Annotated in this window: 14 protein-coding genes; 4 read left to right on the top strand and 10 right to left on the bottom strand. The window is 44.1% G+C overall.

All coding sequences use genetic code 11. The features are described 5' to 3' along the window. Positions 1 to 208: 208 nt before the first annotated feature. The 3 genes from BM271_RS12875 to tyrS form a co-directional block, all read right to left on the bottom strand. A complete protein-coding gene (locus tag BM271_RS12875; RefSeq protein WP_046790474.1) occupies positions 209 to 1,069 on the bottom strand; it encodes a TPM domain-containing protein in 861 nt (286 codons plus the stop codon). Then, positions 1,069 to 1,659: a LemA family protein gene (locus tag BM271_RS12880; RefSeq protein ID WP_082103672.1), complete on the bottom strand. Its 591-nt coding sequence runs from the start codon at positions 1,657 to 1,659 to the stop codon at positions 1,069 to 1,071. The genes BM271_RS12875 and BM271_RS12880 overlap by 1 nt, the downstream gene beginning before the upstream one ends. Positions 1,660 to 1,773: 114 nt before the next feature. Further along, complete coding sequence (tyrS, locus tag BM271_RS12885; RefSeq protein WP_046790476.1) at positions 1,774 to 3,036, bottom strand: tyrosine--tRNA ligase; 1,263 nt, start codon at positions 3,034 to 3,036, stop codon at positions 1,774 to 1,776. A gap of 420 nt (positions 3,037 to 3,456) precedes the next feature. Between tyrS and BM271_RS12890 the strand changes: the two genes are divergently transcribed. Beyond that, positions 3,457 to 6,021: a transglycosylase domain-containing protein gene (locus BM271_RS12890; protein ID WP_052749869.1), complete on the top strand. Its 2,565-nt coding sequence runs from the start codon at positions 3,457 to 3,459 to the stop codon at positions 6,019 to 6,021. Between the two features lie 49 nt (positions 6,022 to 6,070). On the opposite strand, the gene BM271_RS12895 is transcribed toward BM271_RS12890, so the two are convergent. Together BM271_RS12895 and acsA are read right to left on the bottom strand one after the other, a co-directional pair. Beyond that, complete coding sequence (locus BM271_RS12895; RefSeq protein ID WP_046790477.1) at positions 6,071 to 7,738, bottom strand: formate--tetrahydrofolate ligase; 1,668 nt, start codon at positions 7,736 to 7,738, stop codon at positions 6,071 to 6,073. Positions 7,739 to 7,853: 115 nt separating this feature from the next. Further along, positions 7,854 to 9,566 (bottom strand): acetate--CoA ligase, encoded by a 1,713-nt coding sequence (acsA, locus tag BM271_RS12900; RefSeq protein ID WP_046790478.1) that lies wholly within the window; start codon positions 9,564 to 9,566, stop codon positions 7,854 to 7,856. A 102-nt stretch (positions 9,567 to 9,668) separates the two neighbouring features. Here acsA and BM271_RS12905 point away from each other — a divergent pair, with 102 nt between their 5' ends. From BM271_RS12905 to BM271_RS12915, 3 genes are read left to right on the top strand one after another with little or no spacing between them, the layout of a single operon-like run. Further along, positions 9,669 to 10,301: a GNAT family N-acetyltransferase gene (locus BM271_RS12905; protein ID WP_046790479.1), complete on the top strand. Its 633-nt coding sequence runs from the start codon at positions 9,669 to 9,671 to the stop codon at positions 10,299 to 10,301. Between the two features lie 12 nt (positions 10,302 to 10,313). Further along, complete coding sequence (locus tag BM271_RS12910; RefSeq protein ID WP_046790480.1) at positions 10,314 to 10,955, top strand: CBS and ACT domain-containing protein; 642 nt, start codon at positions 10,314 to 10,316, stop codon at positions 10,953 to 10,955. Beyond that, entirely contained in the window at positions 10,952 to 12,100 is a 1,149-nt protein-coding gene (locus BM271_RS12915) for an acetoin utilization protein AcuC (RefSeq protein ID WP_046790481.1), read from the top strand. Before BM271_RS12910 ends, BM271_RS12915 begins: the two co-directional genes overlap by 4 nt. Before the next feature lie 36 nt (positions 12,101 to 12,136). On the opposite strand, the gene ccpA is transcribed toward BM271_RS12915, so the two are convergent. The 5 genes from ccpA to murC form a co-directional block, all read right to left on the bottom strand. Further along, complete coding sequence (gene ccpA / locus BM271_RS12920) at positions 12,137 to 13,129, bottom strand: catabolite control protein A (RefSeq protein WP_046790482.1); 993 nt, start codon at positions 13,127 to 13,129, stop codon at positions 12,137 to 12,139. A gap of 75 nt (positions 13,130 to 13,204) precedes the next feature. Beyond that, a complete protein-coding gene (locus BM271_RS12925; RefSeq protein ID WP_046790483.1) occupies positions 13,205 to 14,215 on the bottom strand; it encodes a bifunctional 3-deoxy-7-phosphoheptulonate synthase/chorismate mutase in 1,011 nt (336 codons plus the stop codon). 69 nt (positions 14,216 to 14,284) lie between these two features. After that, positions 14,285 to 14,746, bottom strand: coding sequence for a YtxH domain-containing protein (locus BM271_RS12930; RefSeq protein WP_046790484.1), 462 nt, complete (start codon positions 14,744 to 14,746; stop codon positions 14,285 to 14,287). A gap of 14 nt (positions 14,747 to 14,760) precedes the next feature. Then, positions 14,761 to 15,321 carry a DUF948 domain-containing protein gene (locus BM271_RS12935; protein WP_046790485.1) on the bottom strand — a complete coding sequence of 187 codons (561 nt, stop codon included), beginning with the start codon at positions 15,319 to 15,321 and terminating at the stop codon, positions 14,761 to 14,763. 88 nt (positions 15,322 to 15,409) lie between these two features. Further along, positions 15,410 to 16,708, bottom strand: coding sequence for a UDP-N-acetylmuramate--L-alanine ligase (murC, locus tag BM271_RS12940; RefSeq protein ID WP_046790486.1), 1,299 nt, complete (start codon positions 16,706 to 16,708; stop codon positions 15,410 to 15,412). Positions 16,709 to 16,730 lie beyond the last annotated feature (22 nt).

Raw genomic sequence — 16,730 nt, forward strand, 5'->3', positions numbered from 1 at the left:
AATGACAGGAGTTGCTGACGGACTCAATCGGGGGTATTTGGGCTGTGACTGAAGAGATGGTCAATGGAAACAGAATCGCGATGGGAGGATTACTTAGGACAGTGCGGAATTAAAGCAAAACGAGAAGATGGTCGCCGAAGCCACTTCGTCGATCATGATTACATAAAAATGGACGATCGGCCATAAACCGATCGCCCTTTTAAATTTTTTAGAATCCCCGGCCTGCGCCGCCTCCGCCACCGGAGCCGCCGCCGAAGCCGCCAAAACCTCCTCCACCTCCGAAGCCACCTGATCCGCCTCCGGAAGGAGGGAAGAAAACAATAGGGCCTCTTCGGCGGCCACCACGTCCGCCGGGACCTTTCGGTGGCCTGCCGCCACCGCCGCTGATGATTTTATAAAGTATATATATGATGGTTACTGAAAAAATAAGTCTGAAAATAATTTCGAACAGATCGGGTGCTGATCCTGCTCCGCTTTCTTCAGCGGGGGTATCCCTTGTGAATTCACCTTCTTCATAACCGTATGCATCCAATGATTCCTGATACAAGGCATTATAGAGGTTCACAAGACCTGTCTGATAATGAGTGTTTGCAGCATCAGAGCCTTCTTTTTCTTCCGCCGCTGCCATAAAATGCTCCATCGTCACTTCGTCAATGATCGCACCGATCTTTGCATCATTCAAATACCCCTCAACGCCATAACCTACCTGTACTTCGATACCGCGGTTGTTGAATTCATCACCGTTATCCAGATTCAACAGGATGACGATGCCGTTATCCTGCTCTTCCTTGCCTACACCGTATTCCCTCAAAGCTTTTAATGCATAGTCCTGTCTGTGTTCCTGGCCTGTACTCGGCATTGTGAGGAGTAGCATCTCGACGCCGGTCCCTTCTTCCAGATGTATACCGAGCCCATTCAGTTCTTCAATAGCTTCCTCGCTCAGTACTCCCGCATTATCCTGGATGAAATAATGAGAAGTATCAAGCTGTGGAAGATCCACCCTTGCTTCTGCATGCAGCGGGAAAAGCAGGAATGAAGTCACCACCAGTAGAAGTATACGTTTCATCATTACTCACCGGAGTCGTCTTGTTCTGTATTAAACTCGACGCCCGGCACCTCCCGGCTGGAATCATCCGCTTCAAAATATTCTTTTTCACTGAAACCGAATAATCCTGCAATGATATTACCGGGGAACGTCCGCGTGTTCCTGTTGTATTCAGAAACCGCATCATTATAGTCCTGGCGTGCTACAGCTATACGATTTTCAGCGCCTGCCAGTTCGTCTCTCAGGCCGGTAAACTGCTTGTCCGCTTTCAAGTCCGGATAGTTTTCTGAGATTGCAAGCAATCGGGATAAAGCAGAAGTCATTTCATTGTTCGCTTCGGCCATCTCTTCGACATTTCCTGCACCGGAAAGCCTTGATCTTGCATCAGCAATATCAGTGAAAACCTCCTCTTCATGAGAGGCATAGCCCTGAACAGTATTCACCAGATTGGGAATCAGATCGCCTCGTCGCTGCAGCTGTGTTTCAATCTGTGATTCCTGTTTATTCACTTCTTCATCAAGATTGACGAACTGGTTGTATTTCGGGGCAAAAATAAGGGCTGCAATCACAAACAGACCCACAATGATTCCAACCGGTATAAAGTACTTTTTCATTATATTTTCTCCTATCTTCATTAATTCGACACTCGTATATATATTACCATCCGATTATATGATTGAAACAAAATAAGCACAAATACCGATGTCTGGTATTTGTGCTCTGATGAATCAGCCGGTGTACTGGATCATGTGGTATTTTTTCTTACCTCTGCGGATTACAGTGAACGCACCGTCCAGTTTATCGGACGCCTGTAGTTCATAATCCACATCCTGCCGGCGTTCACCGTTGATATAGATGGCACCATTTTTAATATCTTCACGCGCCTGTCTTCTTGAAGGCGATACGCCTGTATCTACAAGCACTTTGACCAGATTCATATCCTCTTCTGTATAACTTGCCGACGGGACGTCCTTGAATGCATCTCTGACCTGTTCCGTCGACAGTGATTTAATCTCTCCATTGAACAATGCTTCCGTAATCTTTTTTGCCTCTGCCAGTGCTTCATCACCATGGATGAACGCTGTAATCTCTTCAGCCAGACGCTTTTGGGCTTTTCTTAGATGCGGTTCATTTTCAACAGATTCACTGAGTGACTCGATCTCCTCTTTCGAAAGGAATGTAAACAGCTTGAGGAATTTGATAACATCCGCATCACTCTGATTAATCCAGAACTGGTAGAATTCATAAGGGGATGTGCGGTTTCTGTCCAACCAGATGTTGCCCGATTCTGTTTTACCGAATTTTTTACCATCCGCTTTTGTTATAAGCGGAATCGTCATGCCCTCCGCTTCTGTTTCGCCATACATCCTTCTCATCAGATCCAGCCCGCTTGTGATGTTTCCCCACTGGTCGGAACCGCCAATCTGCATCTTACAGTTATACTCCCTGTTCAAATGTCCAAAGTCGATTGCCTGCAGAATTGTATAAGTGAATTCAGTATAGGATATGCCGGTTTCCAGTCTTGATTGGATCGCATCCTTGCCCAGCATGTAGTTCAGGCTTACATGTTTACCGTAGTCTCTTAAGAAACTTATCAGACTGATGTTTTTCAGCCAGTCTTTGTTATTGACGAGAATGGCACCATTCTCATCGGAAAAATCAAAAATCTGCTCCATTTGTTTTTTTATGCCCTGCACATTGTCATCAATCTGTGCTTCTGTCTGAAGTTTGCGCTCTTCAGCTTTGAATGAAGGGTCTCCGATCATTCCTGTTCCGCCGCCGATCAGAACGATCGGACGGTGCCCATGATCCTGGAATCTTCTCATCGTGAGAAATGGTACCAGGTGACCGATGTGGAGGCTGTCAGCTGTTGGATCTGCACCACAATATAATGAAAGCTGCTCATTATCCAGCAGCTCTGAAATTTTCTCTTCATCTGTCATCTGGTAGATGATTCCACGGTATTTAAGGTCTTCAATCAATTCATTCATATATTCTTCCTCCTGATTTAGTTTTCCATTAATATAATAAAAACACCCCTACTTGAAAGTAAGGGTGCTTATCTACACGGTACCACCATACATTTAGCTCTGACAGGACAATACGCTGTCCCGGCGTCTGAACATATCAGGTGCAGTGTATTCACAGGGGGCGCGCACTGATTTACACCAACCATCAGCTCTCTTGATTGCACAATGCCTGCTACTTCTCTGCAGTCCAGTTAAATATTAATTTAGAGATATCATACATTTTTGTTTGTGAAAAGTCAAGCATGCGATGATGAAGGATACCTAAATTTTTTCCACGGATCTTGTTCATATGGTAACATGAATAATCGCATAAATGCGGTGTTTATTCGTTAACTCCCGCAGTTATTTCTATGTTATAATGACCGATGATAGGAGGTAGTCATGAAGAAGAACGACTTTTTAAATGATATAAAAAAGATGTTTTCCAGAGGTGGCGATGCTGCAGAGAAAGATAAACTGCAAGGATCATCTTTCAAGGAAAAACTTAATAATGCGACAGACCGTTTCAGAAAAGCAGGTTCTCCGGCAAGAATATCATTCTTCACTGCTTATGACACTATATGGAATGTCGTACTCTTTTTACTCCTCTCCTTCACACTCCTCGGCATACTGATATTCAGCATTGGCCTTGGATACTTCGCTGCACTTGTAAACGATGAGCAGGTCGAGCCAGCAGAAGAAGTAAAAACAGCGTTGACGGAGATGACAGAAAGTACCACAGTCGCTTTTGGTTCCGGTGAATCCCTTGGGACACTGAGAGCGGATTTGATACGTGAACGTATAGATTATGACGATATTTCGCCTTACGTTACCGATGCACTCGTTGCTACCGAAGATGAGTATTTCTATGAACATAATGGTATCGTGCCAAAAGCATTCCTGAGGGCAACTCTTCAGGAAGTCGGAGGCGCTGAATCAGGGACAGGCGGCAGTACACTGACACAGCAGCTTGTCAAAAACCAGCTTCTGACAAATGAAACGACATTTGACCGCAAGGCAACCGAACTTCTGCTTGCATTCAGAGTCGAGAAATTACTCAGCAAAGAAGAAATTCTTGAAGCATACTTAAATGCAGTTTCATTTGGACGTAATGCAAACGGCCAGAATATCGCCGGTGTCCAGGCTGCGGCTGAAGGGATATTCGGCAAAGATGCCAACGACCTCAATCTCGCTGAGAGTGCATTCATCGCCGGACTTCCGCAAAATCCATACGCATATACTCCATTTATGCAGGGCGGAGAAGTAAAGAGTGAGGAAGGCCTCCAGGCCGGAAAAAACAGACAGTTATTTGTTCTGGAACGGATGCTCACAGAAGGTACCATCACTCAGGAAGAACATGACAAGGCAGTCGATTATGATATCTATGCCAATCTGACTGACAGTGTCACCGTTCCGAACCAGAACTATCCATTCCTTACAGAAGAGGTTGAAAGACGCAGTATAGACATCCTCAAATATCACCTTGCTGAAGAGGAAGGTGTTTCAAGAGAAGATGTGAATTCAACTCCCCTTCTCAACCAGGAGTATACACAAAAAGCGAATACGGCTCTCCGCAACCAGGGATATCATATTGAAACGACGCTTGATAAGACAATCTACGACACGATGCAGAATGTAAAGAATAATTCCAACTATTATTATGGCAACAGAAGCATCCAGGAAGCAGAGGATGCAACAGAAGAAGAACAGCAGGAAAGCAATCAGGAGTTCGAACATGAAATCGGCGCTGTCCTGAAAGATAATGCCTCGGGAAAAATACTCGGTTTCGTAGGTGGCAGGAATCATGAAAATTCCTCAATAAACCATGCCACACAAACTTCAAGGATGGCTGGTTCGACGATGAAACCGCTGATCACCTATGGTCCTGCACTGGACAAAGGCATCATCGCACCGGATACCGTGCTGCTGGATAAATTCTTTACTATTCCTTCCATTGGCTACAGTCCAAGAAACTATGATGTGGATGAAGAGTTCGGACTGGTATCTGCGAAACATGCGCTGAGCAACTCCTATAACCTGAGTACACTCAGACTATGGTCGGATGTAAGGGAGCACAATCCGCAGGAATACTTCGAGAAGATGGGCATGCCGTTATCCAGTCACCTTTACGCAAATGAAGATACACTGATTCCTTCACTGCCGCTTGGTGTAAACAATATGTCTGTCGAAGAGAACGTCGATGCATTCTCGACATTCGGCAACGAAGGAAAGATGTCCGACAGCTATATGATTGAATCCATCACAAGTCCGGATGGCGAAGTGATTTATGAGCATGAGGGCACTTCCGAACAGATTTTCAAGGAATCCACAGCATACTTGATGTCAAATATGCTGCAGGAATCATTCCAGTCGGGTTCTGCGTACCACATTGAAGATTTCTATAATAGATACGATGACAGATTCGACTGGGCTGCAAAAACCGGAACGTCCAACTCTTTCATCGACTCTTGGTTCATGGGCTACAACCCTAAAGTTACACTTGGTCTGTGGATGGGTTATGACAGGAACATTCCGCAGGTTGCCAACCAGGATGCCGAACAGTACATGCACATATATAATTGGAGAGATATGGCTACGGCACTTAGTGAAGCAGCCCCTGAGGAAATGGGCGCCAACCAGAGTTTCAACCGTCCCGACTCCGTACGTGAAGTGGAATATTGTGCACTGACGATGGAACAGGAGGACGATTGCAGTGATAGTGTTGATGAACCAATCGAAGGGCTCATTGCAGAAGATACAAAATTGTCCAATAAGAGCAGTTTGAGCGACTCAGAAATACAACAGAGAATGGGTGCTGCATTTGATTCCGGGTTAAGCAATTCAGATCTCAGAGGCACTGTTACCAACACCTACGAAAATAAATACACAGTCGGACGTTCATCATCAAGTGATGACGATGACGACGATGATGACGATGATGACGATGATGATGATGACGACGAATAAAAAAGGTTAGCTGGAAAATTTCCAGCTAACCTTTTTTACTTACCTTATTTTAGAATAAACCCTTTGAGTTACCGTCTGCATCTACATCCATATTGACTGCAGATGGTGTCTTCGGCAGTCCCGGCATTGTCATGATATCACCAGTCAGAGCCACTACGAATCCTGCACCTGCTTTGGCAATGACCTCTCTTACAGTAACATTGAATCCGGATGGTCTGCCGAGCAGAGTTGGATTATCACTGAGTGAATACTGAGTTTTAGCCATACATACAGGGAAATCCCCCCATCCATGAAGATTGATTTCAGCAAGCTGTTTTTTCGCCTTGTCAGTGAAAATGACACCGTCTCCGCCGTAGACCTCAGTAACGATCTTCTCGATTTTTTTATTGATCGGCAGTTCATTTTCATAAAGATGTTTGAAATTCTGTTCCTGATCCAGCACTTCCAGGACCTGCTCAGCGAGATCAGTACCCCCCGCACCGCCATGCTCCCATACTTTGGTCAAGGCGACGCGTACACCCTGCTCTTTGCACCAGTCAAGGACATAGTTTCTTTCATCGTCAGTATCTGTAACAAAATCATTCAGTGCAACAACCGGTTCAACTCCAAATTTGCGGGCATTCTCGATATGCTTCTCGAGGTTCACAATGCCTGCTTCCAGTGCTTCAACGTTCACTTCTCCAAGGTCACTCTTGGCCACTCCGCCGTTCATCTTAAGTGCGCGGATTGTAGCGACAAGCACGATTGCATCAGGTGCGAAGTTACCTTTCCTTGCTTTGATATCCATGAATTTTTCTCCGCCGAGGTCAGAGCCGAATCCACATTCCGTCACAACAATATCAGCGAGTTTTCTGGCCGTGTTTGTTGCAATCAAGGAGTTACAGCCGTGGGCGATATTTGCAAAAGGACCACCGTGAATCAGCGCTGGTGTGCCTTCCATTGTTTGGACAAGATTCGGTTTGATCGCTTCTTTGAGAAGAAGTGCCAATGCCCCTTCCACTTCCAGCTGTCCTACAGTAACTGGTTCTTTATCGTATGTGTAGCCAAATACGATATCAGCCAGTTTTTTCTTAAGGTCGATAATATCAGTCGCCAGACACAATACAGCCATTATTTCACTCGCAACTGTGATATCGAAACTATCTTCTCTCGGCACGCCGCGTGTTGGACCGCCGAGACCGACAACAACCTGCCGCAGGGCGCGGTCGTTCATATCCATTACACGTTTCCATGTAACACGGCGGGGATCGATATTCAATTTGTTGCCATGATGGATGTGGTTGTCGATAAATGCAGCCAGTGCATTATTCGCCGTAGTGATCGCATGAAGATCACCGTTGAAATGAAGGTTGATTTCTTCCATAGGGAGGACTTGTGCGTGCCCGCCACCTGTGGCACCGCCCTTTATACCCATTACCGGACCAAGTGAAGGTTCACGCAGAGCCACCATAACATTCTTTTCAAGCTTGTTGAAAGCATCGGCCAAACCTACGGTACACGTTGATTTACCTTCTCCCGCAGGTGTCGGGTTCATTGCAGATACCAAAACCACTTTGGCCTTCGATGCGTCTCCTTCAATCTTATGTATGTCGACTTTAGCCTTATATTTCCCATACATTTCCAAAGCATCATGAGAAATGCCTGCTTTATCAGCAATATCCTGTATCGGTCTGATTTCAGCTTTAGATGCAATTTCCTGGTCTGTTAAATGTGCCATTGTTTCATCTCCTGTAATTATGATGTGCCCGGGGATGTAGGGCTTTGCTATCTATTATGCCATACTATTCAGAATATTACCTCCGGTATTTTACCGGAGGTAATATTCTTCATATTTAATCATCATCCATAGATGAGAGGTCGCCGGCCGGAAGGTCCAGCTCCCAGGCTTTTAATACACGTCTCATGATCTTACCACTTCTCGTCTTAGGCAATTTATCCCTGAACTCGATTTCCCGCGGAGCCGCATGGGCAGCGAGCCCTTCTTTTACGAAGACTCTGATTTCTTCCTTAAGCTCATCAGTCTGGTCGAACCCTTCACGAATTGCAATGAACGCTTTGACGATTTCACCGCGGACCGGATCCGGCTTACCGATGACACCGGCTTCCTGAACAGCAGGGTGTTCAACCAGCTTGGATTCAATTTCAAACGGGCCCACTCTTTCGCCTGCCGTCATGATCACATCATCAACGCGGCCCTGGAACCAGAAGTAACCGTCCTCATCCATATATGCGGAATCACCGGAAATATACCAGTCACCGATAAAGTAGGAATCATATTTGGCATCATTTTTCCAGATTTTACGCATCATGGCAGGCCACCCTTTCTTCAATGCAAGGTTGCCCATGCGGTTCGGCGGCAGTTCATTACCCTCATCATCGATGATTGTGGCTTCAGTCCCTGGTAAAGCTTTGCCCATGGAGCCGGCTTTAATATCCATGGACGGGAAGTTCACAATCATATGTGCACCAGTTTCTGTCATCCACCAGGTATCATGGATTCTCAAGTTGAATACTTTCATGCCCCATTTCACAACTTCAGGGTTCAGCGGTTCCCCTACTGATAATATATGGCGCAGGCTGGATAGATCATAATCTTTTACAATTTCATCCCCTGCACCCATCAGCATACGGAATGCGGTTGGAGCACTGTACCATATCGTCACTTTAAGGTCCTGTATCGTCCCATACCATGCTTCAGGCGAGAACCTTCCTCCAACGACGACGTTCGTCGCGCCGTTCAGCCATGGAGCAAATATACCGTAGGATGTACCAGTCACCCAGCCCGGGTCAGCAGTACACCAGTAGACATCATCCTCTTTCAGGTCCAGAACGTATTTACCTGAAATATACTGCTGTACCATTGCATGTTGGACGTGCAGTACACCTTTCGGCTGTCCTGTTGAACCACTTGTATAGTGAAGGATCATGCCATCTTCTTTTTCCAGCCACTCGATATCAAATTCCTCTGAAGCGTTTTCAAAACTTTTATTAAAATTAATATATTTATCATCGACATCATCACCGACAACAACCACTTTTTCGAGATTCGGCAGGTCATCCACAGGAATCCTCGGCAGCAGTTCAGGTGTTGTGACAATGACTTTTGCATCACTGTTTTCCAGACGGTCCCTTACAGCTTTCTCCATGAATGCCTCAAACAACGGCCCAACGATGGCCCCGACTTTTAAAGCTCCGAGAAGCGAGAAATAAAGCTCCGGACTTCTGGCCATGAAGATGAAGACCCTGTCGCCTTTGACAACGCCCGCTTCATTTTTTAATATGTTCGCCGCTTTATTGGAAGCTTTTTTCAAATCTTCATAAGTATAAACCGAGTGGTCTTCCCCATTTTTGTAATGCAGCGCAACTTTATCAGCCAGTCCAGTTTCAGCATGTTTATCAATCGCTTCATAAGCCATATTGTATTTACCCGTTTCATACCATGAAAAATTTTTTTCAATTTCATTCCAATCAAAATTTTTAACTGTTTCATCATAATCTTTCAGATTAGGATTTTGATCCGTCGCTTCGTAAAGTTCTACTTTCATAATGTAACTCCCCTTTTTTATTTTTCTTTTACAACTATTATTATATAATACTAGTGACGGATTTTTCAAAATTTTAAAACAAAACCTTCAGGAGGGCTTCTTTTGCGCCATAAAAAGACGTATTATAAAGAAGAATATGATGTCGGAGACCAGTCATTTGTCATTGAAGGTCCGCTGACCGGGGAAGAACTGAATCAATACAGCTATGACGGCGGACTGGATGCATTTCGTCCGCCCAGGGAACAATTCGAGGCGATTATGGAAATTGCGGACCTGGAAGAAGGCCGGATCATCATCGCACGGAAAAATGATCATATCATCGGTTATGTCACTTTTCTTCATCCGGATCCGCTGGAAAGATGGTCCGACGGCAACCTGCCCTATATCATGGAACTTGGTGCGGTAGAAGTCAGCTTTGAGTATAGAAGCTTCGGGCTTGGCAGACGCATGCTCCAACTTTCGATGTCCGATGATTTCATGGAAAATTATATTATCATCACAACTGAATATTACTGGCATTGGGACTTGAAAAACAGTGGTCTCGATGTCTATGAATACAAGAATCTGATGATCAGACTGATGGCATCCAGCGGCTTTGAAGTGTTTCAGACAAATGACCCTGAAATTACCGGTCATCCGGCCAATACACTGATGGCACGCATAGGAAAAAATATTACAGATGATCAGATGATGGAATTCGATAAAATAAGATTTAAAAACAGATTTTTCTTTTAGGGGGATGTACAGATGCTTGTCGAAAGAATTATGACTTCACCGGTATTTACTCTGCGTCCGGATAATACCATTGAAGATGCCATGGATATGATGAGCAAACACTCTTTTCGTCATATACCAATCATCAATGAAGATGAGAAACTTACAGGAATCATTTCAGACCGTGACATCAAATTAACGTTGCCATCGGTTTTATCAGACGATGATCCCGGGTTCAACTTAAAAGTTCCAATATCACGTATCATGAGGAAACGTGTGACTTATTGCCATCCGCTCGACTTTGTCGAAGAAATCGCATTGGATTTCTATCACTATTCAATTGGTGCCATGCCAGTCGTTTCCAATAACAGAATAGTTGGCATCGTGAGCCAAAAAGACATGCTCAACACATTTCTGGAACTGACAGGCATTACAGAGCCCGGCTCCATCATCGAAGTGAACGTAGAGGACAGGACAGGTGTCATATATGATATTGGCAAGGTTTTTAAAGAGCTTAACATAAGAATCATCAGTGTATCGGTGTACAGGAACAAAGATATGAAGGGGTATAAAACAGTCGTGCTGAGGATCCAGGCAATGAATCCGGTCAAAGCAATAGAAAAACTGAAAGAAAAAGGATTCACCGTAGTGGATCCGATACACATGGGCCAATGAAGAAACCACTTTACGTCTATGACGATTCGCTGCTGAAATACCGGTTCAACTCCACCCACCCTTTCAATCAGATGAGGCTTAAAATGACGACGGATCTGCTGCAAGATGCAGGTTTTTTAAAAGATGATGATATTATAAAACCACGCGGTGCTACCGATGATGAACTGCTGCTCGTCCATAAAAAGGACTTTTTAGATGCTGTCAAAGCTGCCGGCGAAGGTACTTTGCCTGAAGATAAAATGGAAAGTTACGGATTGAACACCGAAGATACACCAAGCTTCACAGGAATGCATGAAAAAAGCAGGATGCTGGTAGGCGCCACACTCACAGCTGTAGATGCAGTAATGGAAGGCCGTACAGATAAAGCTGTCAGTCTGGCGGGTGGCCTCCACCACGGATTCAGCGGCAGGGCAAGCGGATTTTGTGTATACAATGATTCGGCTGTCGCCATCGAATATATGCGTAAAAAATATTCAAAACGTGTAATGTATGTAGATACCGATGCGCACCATGGTGACGGCGTACAATGGATCTTCTATGATTCGAATGAAGTCATGACCTATTCAATTCATGAAACCGGCCGCTATCTGTTCCCGGGGACTGGCAGCCTGACAGAACGCGGAACCGCGGAAGGCTTCGGCTTTGCTGTAAATTTGCCGGTGGATGCATTTACGGAAGATGAGTCTTTTATAAGCATCTTTAAAGAAAGCCTCGAAGCTGCCATCATCAAATTTAAGCCGGATATCATCATCAGCCAGAATGGTGTGGATGCGCATTACAGAGACCCGATGACCCACCTTTCCTTAACGTCCAGATCTTTTGAAGAAATACCGAGATTCGTATGCGAAATGTCGGACAAGTATACAGATGGGAAATGGATTGCTGTCGGAGGCGGTGGTTATAACATCTGGCAGGTCGTTCCGAGGATGTGGGCACAAATATGGCTTGCCATGAGTGATATTGACGCCCCAAGAGGCAGACTTCCTGAACCTTATCTGGATAAATACCAGATGGACTCTCCGGTGGATTTTCCTCAAGACTGGGAAGACGATACACACGATTACCAGGAAATTCCGAGGCGTGCTGAGATTACGGAAAAAAATGAGAGCAGCCTCAACCGGGCAATGCTTCATCTGGAAAGTTAAAACAGCCGAATCCCAAAAGGATTCGGCTGTTTTATATTATCTCGTAGTAGAACGGTATTCTATCTTATAAGGCAGAATTACGTTTGATTCATCCACTGTTTCTTCATTCATATACTTTGTTAGCAGTCTCATACCTACCGCACCGATATCATAAAGTGGCATTGCAATGCTGGACAGCTGTGGTCTCACCATATTTACAAGTCTGGTGTTACTGCAACTCAGAACCTGGATATCCCCCGGAATTTCAAGATCATGGTCCATTGCACTGTGCAACACGCCAATTGCTGTTTCATCACTCATAGTAATGACTACATCCGCTTTGTGTGAATTGATCTGATCGAAGATATCTTTACCGGACTGATAATCGGAATCGGCAGTCAGGATCAGACTGTTGTCATCAACTGACTTGCCCAAGTCCTTATAGGCCGCTTTAATTCCTTCCTCGATGTGATTTTCAAGCTGATTTGAAAAGGATGCTTTAACAAAAACAATCCTCTCAGACCCCTCTTCGAGGAATTTGGCAGTTGCTTCTTTAATCGCTTCGAAATAATCGATATTTACAGATGGCAGGTTCTTGTCCTTTTCACTTGTCCCGCAAATAACGACCGGCACATGGGAATTTTTAATATCCGTCAATGTCTCTTCATTCAGAGCACCGCCTAAAAATACAACCCCGTCAACCTGCTTGCTGACCAGGCTCAGGAATGAATCCTTTTCCTTTTCAGGATCATTTTCAGTATTTGTGATGATTGTCTGATAATTATACATTTCTGCGATATCATCCAGACCTCTTGCCAGTGCAGAATAATAAAGGTTGGAAATATCTGGGATGATTACCCCCACTGTGGTCGTCTTCTTACTCGCCAGTCCGCGAGCAACCGCATTCGGCCTGTAATTCAGACGCTCAATAACATCTTTTACTTTTTTACGGGTTTCCGGCTTAACATTTGGATTGCCGTTTAAAACCCTTGATACAGTCGCCATTGAAACTTTTGCTTCCCTGGCAACATCATAAATTGTAACAGTCATATTGCACCTCCGTGCTTTCACTCTTGAAAACGCTTTTTGTATTATAATAACATGAACGGTCAAATTTCGACACAATTATAGTAAATTTGTATAAAAATTATCAAACTCGGCAAAAGACATCTGCTGTTTATTATCACTCAATGCCATGACCGGTTCGGGATGAACTTCGGCCATAATACCATCTGCACCTGCTGCCAGAGCGCCTCTTGCACATTCCAGCATTATTTCCTTCCGGCCGGTCGAATGAGTGACATCCACCATCACAGGAAGATGGGACGCCTGTTTTAAAAGCGGAACAGCGGAGATATCCAGAGTATTCCTCGTACTCTTTTCATACGTCCGTATGCCCCTTTCACACAGGATTACCTGCTGGTTGCCTTCAGCAAGTATATATTCAGCTGCGCACAGGAATTCCTCGAGTGTTGCACTCAGTCCCCTTTTCAGGAGAATTGGCATATCGGTTCTCCCTGCAGCTTTCAGCAACTCAAAATTTTGCATATTACGGGCGCCGATCTGAAATACATCCAGGTAGGGTTCTGCCAGTTCTACATGTTCAGGCGCTGTGATTTCACTAACTACAGCAATACCGTACTGTTCTCTGATTTGTGCAAGAATCTCAAGACCTTTTTCTCCGAGGCCCTGGAAATCGTAAGGGGAAGTCCTTGGTTTGAAAGCTCCGCCCCTCATGATACGCAGTCCTCTGTCGGCCAGCATCGAAGCCACAGAGGACGTCTGACGATATGACTCAACGGCACATGGTCCGAAAATATTGACCGGATCGGTTCCGCCTATTCTCAGCTCGCCTACATTGACGATAGAGTCCGATTTTTTATACTCCCTGGAAAAAAGCATTTTCTTTTCTTTGCCGCAATCGGTTAGTCCGTCGGATTCCTTGAAAAGTGACCTGAGAAGTTTTAGAACGCATGCTTTGGAATATGTACCATTGTAATTGGATATAACATTTTGAAGATATGCCTCTTCATTTATTTCGTTTTCCATAGTCGAAACTTTATGAATACGTTCATCCAGAAGAGCCAATAATTTTTTATCTATTTCCATTAATTCATCGTCATGATTGTAACTCATATAAACACCTCATAAAAAATCTAACCACATGCTCAACACATGTGGCTAGAATATGGTCATATCATCTAATTACTCGTTTTTCTCTTCATACTTGGACATGTCAACTGTTCTCGCGTCTTTAGTATGATCTTCACTGACTTCTTCCTGAATCGCTTCTTTTTGAGCTTTCATGGCCGATTCGTCAATCGATTTTACACGATTCTTCTCATCCATCTCGCTTTTCTTAACGACAGCATCATCTTTTTTATCTTTGATTTTGTCACGAAGCTCATTGGTTTTCTGTTCTGCTTTTTCTTTCAGGGAAGCATCAGTTTCATCACTGTTCAGGTTTTTAGAAAGCTTGTTCACCTGATCTGTAATATCATCCCGCAAAGCGTCACCGGGTTTCGGTGCAAGAAGAAGCCCGCCGATTGTTCCGACTGCCAGACCAATCACCAAACCGATGGAAAAGTCCCTTCCAGTTGATTGATGAATCTGCTCTTCGTATTCTTCCACGCCGTGCAGATGTCGATCTCTGTTATAAGTTTCCATTTCAAGACCTCCTATTACTTGCGGTCGTTCAATCCTGCATTTACACGATCTTCATCCAGATTGTCATTTGTTGTAGATGATTCATTTACAGCTACAGGAAGATTATCCGGATCTGTTTCAGAAGTTGTGGAATACTTGGTAGTATAAGCACTGTTGCGTTTCTGCCTCATCTGCCATTTGTCAGCAACTTCCATCGCTACGTTAGACCATTGTACAACCTGTGAAATTTTATCTTCATTTTGTGAAATGTTATGAGTGATGGAATTCGTCACTCTGTCCACAGAAGAATTCAAGTTTGTCATTGAGTTGCCGATTCCCTGAACAGCATCAACAACTGAATTCAGTTTTGCAGATTTACCCTGTACATCTTCTGCAAGACGGTTCGTCTTATGCAGCAGGTCTGTAGACTCTCTTGTAATACCCTGGATCTGGCCTTCCACTCCATCGAGTGTCTTAGCTACGTGATCCAGATTCTTTTTTACCGAAAATAGTACTACTGCTAAAGCAATACATAAAACTAAAAATGCTATTGCAGCAATACCGGCGGCAATATATAAAATTATTTGCCAATCCATTGTAACGCCTCCATCTTCTTTTGTTATTTGTTATTCACTCTATAAAATAACCCTAAACACCTGTTTGTAAACATGATTTATGCTCAATTTATGAAAGCAGTTCAGTAAACCGTTTCTCGTATTTCTGAATATCTCCTGCACCCATGAAGATTATGACAGCTTCTGAATGATCATTCAGTCGTTCTAAATCCCCTTCATTCACCAGTTCCGAGTTGGGTATAAGATCTACAAGATCTCTACTCGACAATTTCCCTGAGTGTTCTCTCGCCGACCCGAAAATATCCACAATGTAAGCCTTATCCGATTCTGAAAGAGCTTCGGCAAAATCATCAAGGAATGTCTCTGTACGGGAAAAAGTATGCGGCTGGAATACTGTAACTATCTCCCTTCCATCATACTTTTTACGGGCTGTCTCCAATGTCGCACTGATTTCCTTTGGATGATGTGCATAATCATCAACGATAACCATGCCGTTCAGGAATGTCTCGCTGAATCTGCGCTTTACGCCACCGAATGTCAGGAAGGCATCTTTGATATTACCCATATCAAGCTTTTCCAGATAACAGACTGTAATCACTGCGAGTGAATTTAATATGTGGTGGTCTCCAAACATGGGAATTGTAAACCTGTCCAGTTTTTCGCCTTCTATGAAAACATCAAAGTGTGTGCCCTTGGCATTTGTTTCAATGTTTACGGCTTTAATATCATTGTTTCCATCGATACCGTAAAACCATACTGGCACGTCCAAGGTCATACCGCGGGCGTATTCATCACCGCCATATGCGATAATACCTTTACTCACCTGCTTTGCCATATCGGTAAAAGCATCCACTACATCATCAATACTGTCAAAATAGTCAGGATGATCAAAATCGATATTTGTTATTATTGCATAATCCGGATGGTAACTCAGAAAATGCCGCTTATATTCACAAGATTCAAAAGCAAAATAATCACTGTTCTCAAGCCCGAACCCTGTGCCGTCGCCAATCAGGAAGTTAGTATCCACATCACCGTTCATAACATGGCTCAGCAGACCTGTGGTAGAGGTCTTTCCATGCGCTCCCGTCACGGCGATGGAGGTATACCGGCTCATGAAATCAGCCAGGAAAATATGGTACCTGATTATCGGGTAACCTGAATCCGTCGCTTTTTTTATTTCCATATGGTCATCTTTAAAAGCGTTGCCGGCGATATAGGTGAAGCCTTCCACTACATTACTTTCATTAAAGGGCAATATTTTTATGCCTTTGTCTCTCAGCTGGTGTTCAGTAAAAACCTCACTCTCAATATCAGAACCCTGGACTTCATGTCCAAGATCATGAAGCACCTGAGCAAGCGCACTCATACCTGCACCCTTTATCCCTATAAAATGATATTTTTCCACAAGTTCACCAATCTTTCTTAAA

This window comes from Salinicoccus halodurans, assembly GCF_900114445.1.
In the GTDB taxonomy this organism is placed as follows: Bacteria; Bacillota; Bacilli; order Staphylococcales; family Salinicoccaceae; genus Salinicoccus; species Salinicoccus halodurans.

Bases quoted from the DNA above. Each gene is read 5' to 3' on its own strand.
- BM271_RS12935 (WP_046790485.1), bottom strand. From the start codon at position 15,321: ATGGATTGGCAAATAATTTTATATATTGCCGCCGGTATTGCTGCAATA.
- BM271_RS12895 (WP_046790477.1), bottom strand. From the start codon at position 7,738: ATGGCACATTTAACAGACCAGGAAATTGCATCTAAAGCTGAAATCAGA.
- ccpA (WP_046790482.1), bottom strand. From the start codon at position 13,129: ATGACTGTTACAATTTATGATGTTGCCAGGGAAGCAAAAGTTTCAATG.
- tyrS (WP_046790476.1), bottom strand. From the start codon at position 3,036: ATGAATGAATTGATTGAAGACCTTAAATACCGTGGAATCATCTACCAG.
- BM271_RS12875 (WP_046790474.1), bottom strand. From the start codon at position 1,069: ATGATGAAACGTATACTTCTACTGGTGGTGACTTCATTCCTGCTTTTC.
- BM271_RS12930 (WP_046790484.1), bottom strand. From the start codon at position 14,746: ATGGAAACTTATAACAGAGATCGACATCTGCACGGCGTGGAAGAATAC.
- BM271_RS12910 (WP_046790480.1), top strand. From the start codon at position 10,314: ATGCTTGTCGAAAGAATTATGACTTCACCGGTATTTACTCTGCGTCCG.
- acsA (WP_046790478.1), bottom strand. From the start codon at position 9,566: ATGAAAGTAGAACTTTACGAAGCGACGGATCAAAATCCTAATCTGAAA.
- BM271_RS12890 (WP_052749869.1), top strand. From the start codon at position 3,457: ATGAAGAAGAACGACTTTTTAAATGATATAAAAAAGATGTTTTCCAGA.
- BM271_RS12925 (WP_046790483.1), bottom strand. From the start codon at position 14,215: ATGAGTTACAATCATGACGATGAATTAATGGAAATAGATAAAAAATTA.
- BM271_RS12880 (WP_082103672.1), bottom strand. From the start codon at position 1,659: ATGAAAAAGTACTTTATACCGGTTGGAATCATTGTGGGTCTGTTTGTG.
- BM271_RS12915 (WP_046790481.1), top strand. From the start codon at position 10,952: ATGAAGAAACCACTTTACGTCTATGACGATTCGCTGCTGAAATACCGG.